The sequence below is a fragment of the Streptomyces durocortorensis genome, assembly GCF_031760065.1.
Classification (GTDB): domain Bacteria; phylum Actinomycetota; class Actinomycetes; order Streptomycetales; family Streptomycetaceae; genus Streptomyces.
This window is the reverse complement of record NZ_CP134500.1, coordinates 150813-165474: the sequence shown is the minus strand read 5'-3', so window position 1 is coordinate 165474 and position 14662 is coordinate 150813. Positions and strand designations below refer to the sequence as shown.

The 14662-nt window shown below is 72.7% G+C and carries 16 protein-coding genes; 10 read left to right on the top strand and 6 right to left on the bottom strand.

The genetic code is table 11. From position 1 onward, the window contains the following. Positions 1–75: 75 nt before the first annotated feature. A complete protein-coding gene (locus RI138_RS00720) occupies positions 76–1506 on the bottom strand; it encodes a PP2C family protein-serine/threonine phosphatase (RefSeq protein ID WP_311118295.1) in 1431 nt (476 codons plus the stop codon). A 709-nt stretch (positions 1507–2215) separates the two neighbouring features. Continuing rightward, on the bottom strand, positions 2216–2713 hold the full coding sequence (locus RI138_RS00715) for a tetratricopeptide repeat protein (protein ID WP_311118294.1): 498 nt from the start codon (positions 2711–2713) through the stop codon (positions 2216–2218). A gap of 281 nt (positions 2714–2994) precedes the next feature. Between RI138_RS00715 and RI138_RS00710 the strand changes: the two genes are divergently transcribed. After that, positions 2995–3786 carry a DUF4389 domain-containing protein gene (locus RI138_RS00710; protein WP_311118293.1) on the top strand — a complete coding sequence of 264 codons (792 nt, stop codon included), beginning with the start codon at positions 2995–2997 and terminating at the stop codon, positions 3784–3786. 32 nt (positions 3787–3818) lie between these two features. Here RI138_RS00710 and RI138_RS00705 read toward each other — a convergent pair whose 3' ends face one another. After that, positions 3819–4835, bottom strand: coding sequence for a helix-turn-helix transcriptional regulator (locus RI138_RS00705; RefSeq protein WP_311118292.1), 1017 nt, complete (start codon positions 4833–4835; stop codon positions 3819–3821). 102 nt (positions 4836–4937) lie between these two features. On the opposite strand from RI138_RS00705, the gene RI138_RS00700 reads away from it, so the two are divergent. The 5 genes from RI138_RS00700 to RI138_RS00680 all read left to right on the top strand — a co-directional run bounded on the left by RI138_RS00700 (position 4938) and on the right by RI138_RS00680 (position 9152). Next, a complete protein-coding gene (locus tag RI138_RS00700; RefSeq protein ID WP_311122775.1) occupies positions 4938–5516 on the top strand; it encodes a DinB family protein in 579 nt (192 codons plus the stop codon). Between the two features lie 17 nt (positions 5517–5533). After that, a complete protein-coding gene (locus RI138_RS00695) occupies positions 5534–6637 on the top strand; it encodes a winged helix DNA-binding domain-containing protein (RefSeq protein WP_311118291.1) in 1104 nt (367 codons plus the stop codon). 426 nt (positions 6638–7063) lie between these two features. After that, positions 7064–7738 carry a TNT domain-containing protein gene (locus RI138_RS00690; protein WP_311118290.1) on the top strand — a complete coding sequence of 225 codons (675 nt, stop codon included), beginning with the start codon at positions 7064–7066 and terminating at the stop codon, positions 7736–7738. Between the two features lie 3 nt (positions 7739–7741). Beyond that, complete coding sequence (locus RI138_RS00685) at positions 7742–7975, top strand: hypothetical protein (RefSeq protein ID WP_311118289.1); 234 nt, start codon at positions 7742–7744, stop codon at positions 7973–7975. A gap of 148 nt (positions 7976–8123) precedes the next feature. Continuing rightward, the gene (locus RI138_RS00680; protein ID WP_311118288.1) at positions 8124–9152 is read left to right on the top strand and encodes an alpha/beta fold hydrolase; all 1029 of its coding nucleotides are present in this window, start codon (positions 8124–8126) and stop codon (positions 9150–9152) included. A gap of 21 nt (positions 9153–9173) precedes the next feature. On the opposite strand, the gene RI138_RS00675 is transcribed toward RI138_RS00680, so the two are convergent. Then, positions 9174–9464 carry a hypothetical protein gene (locus tag RI138_RS00675; RefSeq protein ID WP_311118287.1) on the bottom strand — a complete coding sequence of 97 codons (291 nt, stop codon included), beginning with the start codon at positions 9462–9464 and terminating at the stop codon, positions 9174–9176. Between RI138_RS00675 and RI138_RS00670 the strand changes: the two genes are divergently transcribed. The 4 genes from RI138_RS00670 to RI138_RS00655 all read left to right on the top strand — a co-directional run bounded on the left by RI138_RS00670 (position 9448) and on the right by RI138_RS00655 (position 12036). After that, positions 9448–9957, top strand: coding sequence for a mycothiol transferase (locus RI138_RS00670; protein ID WP_311118286.1), 510 nt, complete (start codon positions 9448–9450; stop codon positions 9955–9957). The two genes, RI138_RS00675 and RI138_RS00670, sit on opposite strands and share 17 nt — an antisense overlap. Positions 9958–10069: 112 nt before the next feature. Continuing rightward, on the top strand, positions 10070–10384 hold the full coding sequence (locus RI138_RS00665) for a hypothetical protein (RefSeq protein ID WP_311118285.1): 315 nt from the start codon (positions 10070–10072) through the stop codon (positions 10382–10384). Positions 10385–10481: 97 nt separating this feature from the next. Further along, positions 10482–11282, top strand: a complete 801-nt coding sequence (lepB, locus tag RI138_RS00660) for a signal peptidase I (protein ID WP_311118284.1) — start codon at positions 10482–10484, stop codon at positions 11280–11282. A gap of 67 nt (positions 11283–11349) precedes the next feature. After that, positions 11350–12036 carry a class I SAM-dependent methyltransferase gene (locus tag RI138_RS00655; RefSeq protein ID WP_311118283.1) on the top strand — a complete coding sequence of 229 codons (687 nt, stop codon included), beginning with the start codon at positions 11350–11352 and terminating at the stop codon, positions 12034–12036. Between the two features lie 38 nt (positions 12037–12074). On the opposite strand, the gene RI138_RS00650 is transcribed toward RI138_RS00655, so the two are convergent. Continuing rightward, entirely contained in the window at positions 12075–12509 is a 435-nt protein-coding gene (locus RI138_RS00650; RefSeq protein WP_311118282.1) for a protein-tyrosine phosphatase family protein, read from the bottom strand. Positions 12510–12572: 63 nt separating this feature from the next. Next, a complete protein-coding gene (locus RI138_RS00645; RefSeq protein ID WP_311118281.1) occupies positions 12573–14558 on the bottom strand; it encodes a PTS fructose transporter subunit IIABC in 1986 nt (661 codons plus the stop codon). Positions 14559–14662 lie beyond the last annotated feature (104 nt).

The following is a 14662-nucleotide window of genomic DNA, read 5'->3' as shown; positions in this document are numbered from 1 at the left end:
CCTGAACCGGACGGACCGCCCGGGGCAGGTGAACCGAACAGACCGGAAACCGTAACGCCGTCGTACGGCGCTCCCTCATGCCCCGACCCGGGCGACCAGCACACACGCATCGTCCATGCGCTCGGTCCCGCCGAACTCCTCGACGACGCTCCGCACGCACTCCTGGGCCGTACGGGCCCGGGCGAACCGGGGAGCGAGGGCGAGCAGTGCCTCCGGGCCCGCACCCCGGTCGCTGCGGCGCGTCAGACCGTCGGTGTGCAGAACGAGCACGTCGCCGGGGAACAGGCGTACCTCGTCCTGTTCGAAGGCGACCTTGGAGGAGGCGCCGAGCAGCACCCCGTCCGGCGGGGGCAGCGGCCGTCCCGATCCCTCGCGGAAGAGCAGCGGAGCGGGGTGTCCGGCCTGCGCCCAGGACAGGATCGAGCCGTCGGGGTCGAAACGGCAGCACAGGGCGCTGCCCAGCGCGGGCTGCATAGACGATTCGAGCAGCTGGTTGAGGTGTCCCATCAGCGCGCCCGGCTCGATGCCGGCGACCGCCATGCCGCGCAGCGCGCCCAGCATCATCGCCATCGCCGAGGTGGCGGGGATGCCATGCCCGGTGAGATCGCCGACGGTCAGCAGTGTCCGTCCGTCGGGGAGCTCCATCGCGTCGTACCAGTCGCCGCCGATGAGTCCGCTCGACGTGGAGGGGAGGTAGTGCGCGGCGATGTCCAGAGCCCCGGGCCCCTGCTGCGGGAGGCGCAGCGATCCGCGCCACGGCGGCAGGACGGTCTCCTGGAGTTCGACCGCCATCCGGTGCTCGGCCCGCTCGATGTGCTCCTCGCGCCGCACCGAGGCGCGGCTGCTGCTGACCGCCTGCTCGCTGCGCCGCAGTTCGCTGACGTCCCGCAGGACTGCCCACATCGAGGCGGTGCAGCCCTGCGCGTCGAGGACCGGCTCGCCCGTCATATGGAGGGTGCGCGTCCGGCCGTCGGGGCGGACGATGCGGAACTCCCCGTCCATCGGACGCCCGTCGACGAGGCAGCCCGTGACCATGGCGGTCAGCAGTGGCTGATCGTCGGCCAGGAGCACGGACGGCATGTCGTCCAGGGAGAGGGGCGGGGACCCGTGCGGCCTGCCGAAGATCCCGTACAGCTCGTCGGACCAGCTGACCTCGTCGGTGAGGAGATTCCACTCGGCGCTGCCCACCCGGTTGAGCAGGGAGCCGGACCGGGGGTCCTCCGGTGTTCCCGCGCTCTCCGGGGCGCCGTGCCCGGCCCGGTGTGTCGGCAGACCCGCCTTGAGTTGTCCCAGATGCTCGTCGAGATTGTCCAGGTGGTGGACGGCCAGCTCGCACAGGGCGCGCTGCCAGCGCAGCTGGGGGTCGTCCTCGTCGATCACGACGGCGTCCCGCCGCACGGCGTCCACGTCTCCGCGCAGCCGGCGCGTCCGGTCGATCAGGGCGTCGACGGCATCGTGCGCGGGGGGCTGTGGTGCGGGGCGGTCCGCGAAGTGGGGGGACGGCATCTCGTACTCCGATGCAGGCGCGGCGTAGCCGGTTCTGATGGGTGGACCGCTACCGACTGTGGCACAGGCCGCGGCGACCCGTAAGGGATTTGGCGACACTCGATGCGCTGTTGCTTCTGGCATATGCCAGCGGCTGGCCGGGGCGGTGGTCATCCGAACAGGCTTGCGCTTGGGGCGAGTTGACTGGTCCGTGCGGGGGGTGTCGCGGCCGGGGGAGCCGACCGGCCCGGAGTCCCGCCCCTCGTGCCGTGGATCACATCGCGGGGGGCGGGTTCCTGGGGACGGCCCTGGATGGTTTATCGTTCACCTATACGTGGTGTGAGGGGGCCGTGCCCCAGGGCCTCGTCTCCGGCTCATGGGGAAGATCGCGCGGCCGAATCCCCTGGCGTTCGCCGCCGAGAGGCGACCACCCCCTCACGCACGCACTCAAGCTGCCCCGGCTGGATTCCCCCGATCCGGCCGGGGCTTCCCCCTCCCCGGCCGCGGTCCGTGGCCCGGGCGCGGCGCCGCTTCGACGATCAGCGCTCCGGCCGCTGCCACCAGGGCCGGCAGCCCGAGCCTCCCGCCGTAGGACCCGACCTGGCCGAGCCCCGAGCACGGCCGCCCCACCGAGCAGCACCGGATTCCCGGTCATCACTCCGGCGAAGACCTGCCCCACACAGAGTGAAGAGAAGGTGAGACGGGGGAGCCCGACCGGGGGCACGGGCCGTCAGACCGTCTCGTGGAGATCCTTCGCGTAGTGCTCGATGGCCCGCCGGTACCCCTGTACGTGCGGGTCGTCGCTGGTCGCGGCTGTCAGCTCCAGCAGCAGCCGCATCGCCTCGTGATGCTCACCGGTGTTGAACAGGGCCATCGACAGGAACGTCCGCAGCGCCCCGTCCTCCGGGAACTCCTCGACGCCCCGGCGCAGGATCTCCACCGCCTGCCCGTACCGGCCCAGGATCCGGTACGTACTGCCCAGCCCCAGCAGCGCGCCGCGCCGGTCCTCCGTGCTGAGCTCCGGCTTCGCCAGGCAGCGTTCGTAGTACGTCACCGCCTCCGCCTCCAGGCCGAGAACGTCATGGATCCACGCCGTCCGGTAGGCCACCTCCGCGTCGTGGGGGTACTCCGCGGTCAGCGCGAGGAGCCGTTCCCGTGCCTCCTCGGGGCGGCCCTCCGCGCGCAGCCGCTCGGCCTCGTCCAGCAGGTCCTTCTTCTGTGCACTCATGGGCTCATCGTCGCAGGCGGCCGTGGACAGCCGAGTGAGATTCCGCGCCCGGGTCGGCCCCGCCGAGCGCCGACCCGCAGCCCGGGCCGCGATCCCGCTCCGGGAAGGCCGTCGGCCGCTCGTTCGTCGGCCGACTGCGCAGGCGCTGATCCGCGCGCCCGCAGCCGGGGCCCGGGCACCCGTTCGGGCCGGGCCGTTTGCGGGCGCCCCGAGCCGGACGCACGGTGGGGACACGTCCTGCGCGCGGATGCCGCACGGATTTCCAGCCGAGGAGGAGCGACATGGCCGAAGGCCAGTGGAGCCCGGGCCGCACGGAGGCGGACGCGAACGAGTTCCGGCCCGTCCTGGACATCGTGGAACCCCCGGGCCAGCGACGGCTGACCGTTCTGCTGCGACTCCTGCTGCTGATCCCGCACTTCATCGTGCTGTTCTTCCTGCAAATCGCGGCGTTCTTCACGGTCATCATCGGGTGGTTCGCGGCCCTCGTGCTGGGACGGCTGCCCGACCCCGTGTTCCGGTTCCTCAGCGCGGTCCTCGGATACGACATGCGCGTCTCCGCGAGCGACATGCTGCTGGTGGACCGCTACCCGCCGTTCGCGCTGACCCCGCCCCCCGACTACCCGGTACAGATCGAGGTGCGGCCCACCCCGCTCAACCGGCTCGCGGTCCTGTTCCGCATCTTCCTGATGATCCCGGCGGCGATCGTGCAGAGCCTCGCGGTGTACGGCTGGTGGGCACTGTGCTTCGTCTGGTGGCTGATCACGCTGGTCCTGGGCCGTATGCCGAGGCCGCTGTTCGAGGCGACGGCGGCCACCCTGCGCTACCGGATGCGGTTCTCCGCGTACTCCATGATGCTCACCCCGGCCTACCCCAAGGGCCTCTTCGGGGACGACGACTTCACCGTGGCGCAGGGGGCGCGGCGCTCCTCGACCCGTCCGCTGGTCATGAGCAGCGCGGCGAAGTGGCTCGTGGTGCTGTTCCTGGTGCTCGGCCTGGCGGGCCATGTCACCTCCTCCGTGACCGCCACGTGGACCGACGAGCCGACGGACGACACCCGCCTGGTGGGCCCCTGAGGGCCGACCAGGCGGGGACTACGGGACAGCCCTCAGCCACCCTGTGGGGTGTCGCCGGACTGCTCCGCCGCCCGGGCGCACCGCCGGGCCAGATCCGCGACCGCGTCCCTGAATTCGTCCGGCCCGACGATCTCGAAGTCGGCGTCGAACCTGGCGACAGCGGCGGCGACCCCCGCCCACGACCAGGCGCCCAGGACCAGGCGACAGCGGTCCGGGCCGAGTTCTTCGACGACGCCGTCGCGCAGGTACCCGGACACCTCGGACGCGGGCAGGCCGAGGATCACCTCACCGCGGCAGGGCCAGCCGTCGGGGCCGTCGGAGCCCCTGAACCGGGCGGCGACGAAGGCGGCCACATCCCCTCCGGGCACCTCGCGCGGGGTGAACCGGGGCCCCGTGGGGGTGCGCGGGGCGATCCGGTCCACGCGGAAGGTGCGCCAGTCCGCGCGGTCGAGGTCCCACCCCACGAGATACCAGCGCCCGCCCCACGTGACGAGGTGGTGCGGCTCCACCCGGCGCGGCCGGGCGGCGGAGCCCCCGGTCTCGTCCGTGCGCGGCGCGTGCGCGGGGGAGTGGTCGAAGCGCAGCACTTCGCCCGCGTGCACGGCCGCGCTGAGCGCCATCAGTACGCGCGGGTCGGCCTGCGGGCCGGGCGGGCCCGGCGTACGTTCGACGGCGGTGATGCGCAGGGCGTCGAGGCGGTGGCGCAGCCGGTCGGGCATGACCTGCCGGACCGTGGTCAGCGCACGGGCCGCGGCCTCCCCGATCCCGGCCCCGGTGGCGGCAGCGGTGCGCAGGGCGACGGCGAGGGCGACCGCCTGGTCGTCGTCGAACAGCAGCGGCGGCAACCGCGCGCCCGCGTCGAGCCGGTAGCCGCCGTCGGGCCCCTTGAAGGCCACGATCGGATAGCCCAGCTCGCGCAGCCGGTCGACATCCCGGCGCACCGTGCGGGGGCTGACCTCCAGCCGCTCGGCCAGAGCCTGCCCCGGCCAGTCCCGGCGGGCCTGGAGCAGGGAGAGCAGCGACAGCAGACGCGCTGATGTTTTCGGCATGACGCCAGTTTCGGTCGGAACAGAGGTCACACCCTGTCCTCTTCTCCTGGGAGAGTGGATCTCGTACCGGACGACGTGAACCACCGGAAGGACTCCATCGCCGTGACCTCCACGACCACCACCCTTTCCTCCCTCGACGGCGAGCGGGCCGACCTGCTCGCCGCTCTGGCCGAAGCGCGATCCACGCTGACGGCCACCGTGCGCGGCCTCGACGACGAACAGGCCGGTCTGCGCCCCACGGTCAGCGCCCTGTGCCTGGGCGGCCTGATCAAACACGTCACGGCCACCGAGAGCGGCTGGCTGCGCTTCGTCACCGAGGGCCCCTCGGCGCTGTCCTTCGCGCTGCCCGACGGGGTCACCTGGGACGACCTGATGGCCGGCACGGCCCGTGAGCTGCCGCAGTGGGCGATCGACCGGGAGAGGGAGTTCCGGATGCTGCCCGGAGAGACAGTGGCCGGGATTCTGCACGACTATGAGCAGGTCGCCGCCCGCACCGAGAAGATCGTCACCACCGTCCCCGACCTGTCCGCGACCCACCCGCTCCCCGACGCGCCCTGGAACGAGCCCGGTGCGGTGTGGAGCGTACGGCGGGTCCTGGCTCACGTCATCGCCGAGACCGCCCAGCACGCCGGGCACGCGGACATCCTGCGCGAGAGCCTCGACGGACGGCAGGCGACCTGACCCCCGGGGAGAGCCCGATGACCGTCCTCGACAACCGGGCACTGAACCGCGCCACGCTAGCCCGGCAGCTGCTGCTCGACCGCGCCGACCTGCCGGCCGCCGACGCGGTGGCGCATCTCTGCGGTCTCCAGGCGCAGGAGCCGCAGGAACCCTTCGTCGGGCTGTGGTCGCGGCTCGCCGCCTTCGATCCGGCGGTCCTCTCGGACCTGCTGACGCGGCGGACCGTGGTGCGCACCCACCTGATGCGCCGCACGGTCCACCTCGTCAGCGCCGACGACGTCCTCGCCTGGCGGTCCCGCCACGAGGCGATGCTGCGGCAACGCGTGCTCGGGGTCTACCGGGACGATCTGGAAGGGGTCGACCTCGATAAACTCGCAGCGGAAGGGCGGGAGTTGATGGCCGACGGGGAACCCCGTACGGCAGCCGAGATCGTACGGGAGCTCGCCCCTCGCTGGCCGGGGCCGGGGCCGCGCCCCCTGGGCGAGGCGGTCGTCGCCGCCCTCGTACCGATGGCCCAGGCGCCGCCCCGGGGGCTCTGGCGCACGAAGGGCGGGGTGCGCAACGTCGCGCTCGCCTCCTGGCTGGGCCGGCCGGTCGACCCGCCCGCCCCGGACGGCACGGACCCGGTAGGCCAGGCGCTGGTCCGCCGGTATCTGGCCGCCCACGGCCCCGCCGCCACCGCCGACCTGCGCGCCTGGTCAGGCCTGGCCGGGCTGCCCGGTGCGGTGGCGGCCCTCCGCGGCGAACTGGTCAGCTTCCGCGACGAGCGGGGCCGGGAGCTGCTCGACCTTCCGGACGCGCCGCGCCCGGACCCCGGCACCCCCGCACCGGTACGGTTCCTGCCCGCCTTCGACAACGCGATCCTCGGCTACCAGGATCGCAGCCGGATCATCGACGACGCCCACCGCGGCCTCTCGGTCGCCGGTGAACGCGTCGTGCTGGTCGACGGCCGCACCGCCGCCACCTGGACCGTCACCGAGGGCACCGTCACGGTGGACCCGCTGCGGCCGTTCTCCAGGGCCGACCGCGGTGCCGTGGCCGACGAGGGGCGGGAACTGGCGTTGTTCCTCTCCGACGGCGCGAGCGACCGTGTTCGCGTGGCGGCCTCACGCCGTTCTTGATGTGAGCGCGTCCATCTGTATGGTCCAGGCCGAGCGCGAGGCTTTTTGGACATCTTTCAACAAGCGTGTCCGGCAAGGGGTGTGCGCGAAAGGAAGTCCGCACGCGCCATCGGCGCCCTGCTCGCCCCGGTGCTCGCCCTGACCTTCCCGGCGAGCTCCGCCGGCGTCCGCATCGCGGACACCGTGCGCGCCTTCTCCGTCTGCATCGACGTCAGCGTCGTCCGGCCGTCACCCCGCCCCTGCGTCCACCGCGCCCCGGACCGGCTCACCGCCACCGGGGTGCGGCGCTGTTCCCGGTTCCCGGTGGCCGGAAACGGCATGGCGCGGCAGTCCCCAGTAGTCGAGCGGTTACCCTACGTCAGCTGTCCTGATTGGCCATCAGCGCCGTCATCAGCGCCTGTCGTTCGTGATCGAGGGGACCCCTGAATGAACCGCATGCGTACCGTACTTGCCGCGCTCGGCATCACCGCCGGACTGATCACCGCCCCCGCCGCGAGTGCCGCCCCGCAGCCGGTCGGCACCGCGCCCGCCGCCGAGCGCCACGCGCCCTGCACCGGGGAGTTCCGCGGCGACGCCCGCCTCGGTCCGAAGTGGCTGCCCGGCAAGCGGCTCGCCCCGGTCGGCCCGCTGCTGAACGGCTACCAGCGCACCGGTGACCTCACGCCCAGGGACTTCCTCAAGAAGTACTGGGAGGGGCCCGCGGACACGGGAAGCTGGAAGTACCCGCCCAACGACGGCTTCGCCGAGGTGAACGGCGAGATCGACAAGGAGCCCGTCAAGCTCCGCACCGGCCAGCGCCTGGACCGCTTCGGCTCCGAGTACGGCGGCTATCTGGCCCCCGCGGGCGACGCCTACGCCGAGCGCGCCCTGCCCCCGCAGAACCTCAACACCAGGGAAGCGGCCACTCCTTGCGACTACCGCGTCTACAAGGTGGCCAAGCCCTTCTGGGTCTGGCAGGGCAGCATCGCCCCGTGGTTCGAGCAGCCCGGTGGCGGTCAGCAGATCAAGCTCGACGCGGTGTTCCTGGACCCGGGCGAGGGGCAGCGGCTGAACGTGAAGTGGCTGCTCGACAACGCCTACCTGACCCCCGCGGGCGCGTAACCCATGGACCGCCGGGCGCTGCACGCCGCACTCGTCGAGGCCCGAATCCCCGGCGGCTACTACTGGATCGAGGGTGTCCACGAGCCCGCTCCGACCCCGCCGGACTTCCTCTTCGTCCGGCGGGCGGCCGACGGCCGGTGGGAGACCGGGGCCTTCGAGCGCGGCACGTACGAAGTCGTCGCCCGCCACCCGGACGAGGCCGCCGCCTGCGCGCACCTGCTGAGCCTCCTCGTCTGACCGCCCGGGCCGGGTTGCCGGAACAGCAAGAAAGCTTGTACGAGCGGCTGCCCCGGCCGAATGATCGTGACCGGGCGGCCGGGCTTCCGAGCCGGCCGCCCGCAGCCCCGTCACGACCGCCCCACCGCCGGGCGCCCGAGGAGGAACCATGCCGGAGCACACCCCCGTACCCACCCCGTCGGCGGACCGCGCGGCCCGCCCCTCCACGCTCCTCCCCGGCGCGGTGCACCGCCTGGTCGAAGTCCCCGGCGGCCGCATCCACTGCGTCGAACAAGGCACCGGTCCTCTCGTTCTGCTCGTCCACGGCTTCCCCGAGTCCTGGTACTCCTGGCGCCACCAGCTCCCCGCGCTGGCCGCCGCCGGATACCGGGCCGTCGCCATCGACGTACGCGGCTACGGACGCTCCTCCAAGCCCGTCGCCGTCGACGCCTACCGCATGCTCGCCCACGTCGCCGACAACACCGCCGTCGTGAGGGCCCTCGGCGCGGAGACCGCCATCGTCGTCGGACACGACTGGGGATCGCCCATCGCCGCCCACAGCGCCCTGCTCCGCCCCGACGTCTTCACCGCCGCCGCCCTGCTCAGCGTCCCCTACGCACCCCCCGGAGGCCCTCGTCCCACCGACGCCTTCACCCGGATCGGCGGCGACGAGGAGTTCTACGTCAGCTATTTCCAGACCCCCGGCCGCGCCGAGGCGGAGATCGAGCCCGACGTACGCGGCTGGCTCACCGGCCTCTACACAGGCCTCTCCGGCGACACCCTCGCCCCCGCGGATCACAGCGGCCTCTTCTTCGTCCCGAAGGGCGCGCGCATGGCCGACCGGTTTCCCACAGGCCGACTGCCGGGATGGCTGGAGGAGCGGGACCTCGACGTCTACAGCGCGGAGTTCGAACGCACCGGCCTCACGGGCGCGCTCAACCGCTACCGCAACGTCGACCGGGACTGGGAGGACCTCACCGCCTGGCACGGGGCCTCCGTCGCGCAGCCCTCCCTCTTCATCGGCGGTACCCTCGACGCCTCCACCACCTGGATGTCCGACGCCATCGACGCCTACCCGAGGACCCTTCCCGGCCTGTCCGCCGCCCACCTCCTCGAAGGCTGCGGCCACTGGATCCAGCAGGAACGCCCCGCCGAGGTCAACACCCTGCTGACCGACTGGCTGCACGACAGGCGCTGAAACGCGGCTGGAACGCGCCCGTCAGCAGGGCGTGCCGCGCGTCGCCGCGGTCGCCCGGAGCAGATCGCGTACGAGCGTGAAGTCGATCCTGGCCGGGTCGCGGAAGCGCAGGCAGCCCTTGCCCATGTCGCGGGAGGCCAGCCGGTCCGTGAACGCGTAACGGACACCGGTGCGCAGCAGATGGATCGACGTCGTGCGCCCTGCTGCGGACCATGACCCGACCGTAGGGCCGCGAGCCCCGGCCGGGGGTGTGTCGCGCCCCGCTCCCGCCCGCCCCGGGGGCGAAGGTGAACGGATGAACAGCGCAGGCATGCTGGCCGAGGCGTTCGGCCGCGTCAGGGAAGTGGTCCACGCGGCGGCAGAAGGACTCCCGCCCGACGACCTCAACGCCCGCCTCGACGAGGAGGCGAACTCGATCGCCTGGCTGATCTGGCACCTCACCCGCATCCAGGACGACCACATCGCCGACGCGGCCGGAACCGAACAGGTCTGGCTCACCGAGGGCTGGGCCGACCGGTTCGATCTGCCGTTCGACGAGACGGCCACCGGCTACGGGCACAGCGGTGACGAGGTCGCCGCCGTCCGCGTCTACTCCGCCGCACCCCTCCTCGGCTACTACGACGCCGTGCACGAACGGACCCTGGACTTCGTCGCAGGGCTGAACGGCCACGCCCTCGACCGGATCGTCGACGAGACCTGGTCACCCCCGGTGACCCTGGGCGTCCGGCTGATCAGCGTCATCGCCGAGGACCTCCAGCACGCGGGCCAGGCCGCCTTCGTCCGCGGGGTGCTGGAACGGGCCTGAGCACCGGCGGCCGCGACCGGCCCTCGCACACCCGTGCACACTCCCACCAGCGGTGCCATACTCGGAAGCAGTCCGCTAGACAGGCTTGTTCTTGTCCGAAAGGCGACGCGTCATGAGCTGGGCATCGTGGACGACCAGCGGTGTCTTCGCGGGAACCGGCGGAGTACGCACCGTAGAAGCAGGAATCCTCACCGGTGATCTCACGGTGCATACGACCTGGTCCGACGGACAGGCGTCGGTGGCCGTGCAGTACAGCGGATCATCGGACTGGTTTACGCTCGCGGGCAGCCCCGCGCCGTGTCCCTCCGAGGAGGAGAGCCGCGCCTTCCACCAGAGCGTGGTCGAGGCCGTGCGGGAGGGTGCGGGCGCCACGGTCCCGCCGGTCGCCGCCGGGCAGCCCGCCGGACCGCCCTCACCTGCCCCGTAGAGTCCTCCGCCGTCACCGGCACCCCATAGAGTGATCCGCACGGGATCCGTTCCCCCAGGAACGGACGGGCGGGACACACGGGGCGAGGAGCGGGGCGATGAGGCGTGCGGGCGCACGAGCGAGGACGAGGAAGAACCGGCCGTTCTGGGTGGAGCTCCCGCTCCTCATCGGCATGGCCCTGGTCCTGGCCCTGCTGATCAAAACCTTCCTTCTGCAGGCCTTCTCCATCCCCTCGAACTCCATGCAGGACACCCTGCAGACGGGCGACCGGGTCCTCGTCGACAAGCTCACCCCCTGGTTCGGGGCGGAACCGGAACGCGGCGAAGTGATCGTCTTCCACGACCCGGCGGACTGGCTCGACGATGTGCCCGTCGATGAGCCCAACACCGTGCAGAAGGTGCTCGGTTTCATCGGCGTGATGCCCTCGGCCGAGGACAAGGACCTCATCAAGCGGGTCATCGGCGTCGGCGGCGACACCGTGGAGTGCGCCGGCGACGGGCCGGTCAAGGTCAACGGCACCGCCCTGGACGAGCCGTACGTCTTCCCCGGGAACACCCCGTGCAGCGACGACGAGGGCGGCCGCTTCAAGGTCACCGTGCCCGAGGGCAAGCTCTGGGTGATGGGCGACCACCGCCAGGCGTCGGAGGACTCCCGCTACCACCAGGACGACAGCACCGAAGGCATGGTCCCGGTCGACGAGGTCGTCGGCCGCGCCGTCGTCATCGCCTGGCCGCTCGGCCGCTGGAGCACCCTGCCCGTGCCGGACACCTTCGACAACGCCCAGGGCAGCGCCGACCACCCGGCCCCGGCCGCCGAAGCGGTGCTAGACCCGGGCGGCATCACGCTCGCCGCCGCCGTACCCCTGGTGGTGCTGCGCCGCCGCCGGGCGAGGCGCTGAACGGCGGGATTTGCTGATCCGGCAAGCAAGTTGGCCCACCCCGGGGCCCGGACCGCACCATGCCTCCATGAGCCACCACCACACGGATCAGCACGCCCCCGGCCACCGGCATGACGACGATGACGCCCGCCAGTTCTTCACCCAGGAGTTCTGGGAGGACCGCTACCGGGCGGGCAACGCCTGGAGCGGCGACCCCAACCCGGTCCTCGTCCAGTACGCGACGCCCCTCGACCCCGGTACGGCCCTGGACGTGGGCAGCGGCGAGGGCGCCGACGCGATCTGGCTGGCCGCCCGCGGCTGGCGGGTCACCGGCGCCGACTGGTCCTCCACGGGCCTGGAATCCTCCGCCCGTACGGCGGCCGCCGCCGGGGCGGACATCGCGGACCGGATCACCTGGCGGCAGGCCGACGTCCGCAGCTGGGACCCGGCCCCCGAACGCTACGACCTGGTCTCCGCCCAGTTCATGCACCTGCCCCGGGCCGAGCTCCACGCCCTGCACCGCAGGCTAGCCGCCGCCGTCCGCCCCGGCGGCACGCTCCTCGTGGTCAGCCACCACCCGGACGACCGCGACCCCTCCGTCGGACGCCCCGGCAGCGCGGACCTCTTCGCCACGGGGGAGGAGATGGCGGCCGTCCTCGACCCCGCCGAATGGGCGGTCATCGAAGCGACCGCACCCGAACGCGTCGGCCCCGACCCGGAAGGCCGCGAGACCGTCGTCCGGGACGCGGTGCTCCGCGCCGTACGCCACGACTGACCGCACAGCCGAGGAGGAAGGCGAAGGCCCGCACGCTTCTAGCGCCGTGCGAAGTTCCGTACGTAACGGCGCTGCCAGGGCGTCTCCACCGCCCGTGGGTGGTAGCCCCGGCGGACGAACGCCACCGCGTCCGCCGCGGGGACCCCGTCCAGGACGGCCAGGCAGGCCAGCGCCGTCCCCGTCCGGCCCATTCCGCCGCCGCAGGCCACCTCGACTCTTTCGTCGGCGGCCCGGTTCCATACCTCTTCGAGGAGGGCCCGGGCCGCCTCCCGGTCCGCCGGAAGCCGGAAGTCCGGCCACCGCAGCCACCGTGACTCCCACCCGACCGGGGGCGGTGTGCGCCCCAGCAGATAGACGCCGAACTCCGGCTCGGGGCCGGTGGGCAACGGCTCGCGCAGCCCCCGGCCACGGACCAGCCGCCCGGAGGGAAGGGCCAGGACGGCCGGATCGCCGGCGTTCCAGTTCTCGCTCACGTGAGCCATCCAACCACCCCGGTGCACCGGGGCGGTACGCCCCGGATACGGTCCGCCGGGAGGTCAGGCGGCGACCGGGACCGGGGAGTCCGCGGGCCCCGCGTCGCCGACCGGGGCCGTCGTCCGGCGCGCACTCTTCAGCAGCACGACCAGAGTGGTCGCGACCAGTGTGCCGGTGGCGACCGCCAGCAGGTACAGGAACGGCTCACCGATCAGCGGGACCACGAAGATCCCCCCGTGCGGAGCGCGCAGGGTCGCCCCGAAGGCCATCGACAGCGCACCGGTCACCGCGCCGCCCGCCATGACCGACGGGATGACCCGCAGCGGGTCGGCGGCCGCGAACGGGATCGCGCCCTCGGTGATGAACGAGGCACCCAGCACCCAGGCCGCCCGGCCGTTCTCCCGCTCGGTCTTCGTGAACAGCTTCCTGCGTACGGTGGTGGCGAGCGCCATCGCCAGCGGCGGGACCATGCCCGCCGCCATGACCGCCGCCATCACCTTGAGGCTGCCCGGGGTCGGATCGGCGAGACCGCCGACCGCGAAGGCGTATGCCACCTTGTTCAGCGGTCCGCCCATGTCGAAGCACATCATCAGCCCGAGGACGACGCCGAGGATCACCGCGTTGGAGCCGGACAGACCGTTCAGCCAGTCCGTCAGCGCGCCCTGCAACGAGGCGATCGGCTTGCCGACCACGATGAACATCAGGAACCCCACGACCGCCGACGCGATCAACGGGATCACCAGCACCGGCATGATGCCGCGCAGGGTCGGATGGACCGGCACCCGCTGGATGGCCATCACCACCGCACCGGCCAGCAGACCGGCCACCAGACCGCCGAGGAACCCGGCGTTCACGGTCAGCGCGATGGCCCCGCCGACGAAACCGGGGACCAGCGCGGGCCGGTCCGCCATCCCGTACGCGATGTATCCGGCCAGCACCGGCACCAGGAAGGCGAAGGCCGCCGAGCCGATCTGGTTGAGCAGCGCGGCCCAGCTGTCCGCCTCGCCCCACAGGAAGTGGTCGGCCACCGACCTGGCGTCCGCTATCTCGTAGCCGCCGATGGCGAACGACAGGGCGATCAGCAGACCGCCCGCCGCGACGAACGGCACCATGTAGCTCACACCGGACATCAGATACGTCCGCAGCCGGACGCCGAAGTGCGCGTGGTCCGCGCCGGATCCGCTCCCGTCGTCCGTGGTGCCGTCGTCTTCCGGGGCGACGGCGATCTCTCCGTGCTCCGCCTTGCGGCGGGCCTCCGCGATCAGTTCGGCGGGCCGGTTGATGCCCGCCTTCACCCCGACGTCCACCAGCGGCTTGCCCCGGAACCGGGCCTTCTCCCGGACCTCCACGTCGTGGGCCCAGATGACCGCGTCGGCCGCCGAGACCACCGCCGGGTCCAGCTTCCGGAAACCGGCCGAGCCCTGGGTCTCCACGGTCACCTCGACGCCCTCGGCGCGGCCTGCCGCGGTCAGGGACTCGGCGGCCATATAGGTGTGCGCGATGCCGGTGGGGCAGGAGGTGACGGCGACGATCCGGAAGGGGGCGGGCTCCTCGGTGGGCTCCACCACGGCTGCGGCCGACTCCGGCGCAGGCGCCTCCTGCGCAGGCTCCTCGCCCCGGATCAGCGCCGCCACCGCCCCCGGGTCCGTACCGGCGCGCAGCGCGGCCGTGAACTCCGGGTCCATCAGCCTGCGGGCCAGGCCCGACAGGATGGTGAGGTGGTCGTCGTCGGCCCCGGCCGGTGCGGCGATCAGGAAGATCAGGTCCGCAGGACCGTCGGCCGCTCCGAAATCGATGCCCGCCGCGCTGCGCCCGAAGGCCAGCGTCGGGGCGCTCACATGTGCGCTGCGGCAGTGCGGGATGCCGATACCGCCGTCCAGACCGGTCGGCATCTGTGCCTCACGGGCGGCGACGTCGGCCAGGAAGCCGTCGAGATCGGTGACGCGGTGCGCGGCCACCATCCGCTCGGCGAGCGACCTCGCGGCGGCGTCCTTCGTTGCGGCGGACAGATCGAGGTCGACCAGTTCCGCGGTGATCAGCTCACTCATCGCGGTGCTCCTTGCTCGGGGACCGCCCTGCGGCGGCTCGGGGGGACGGGGCGGCGGGCTCGTACGGGTGGGGTCCGTACGGGAGTCGCGGGAGTTGGGGCGGT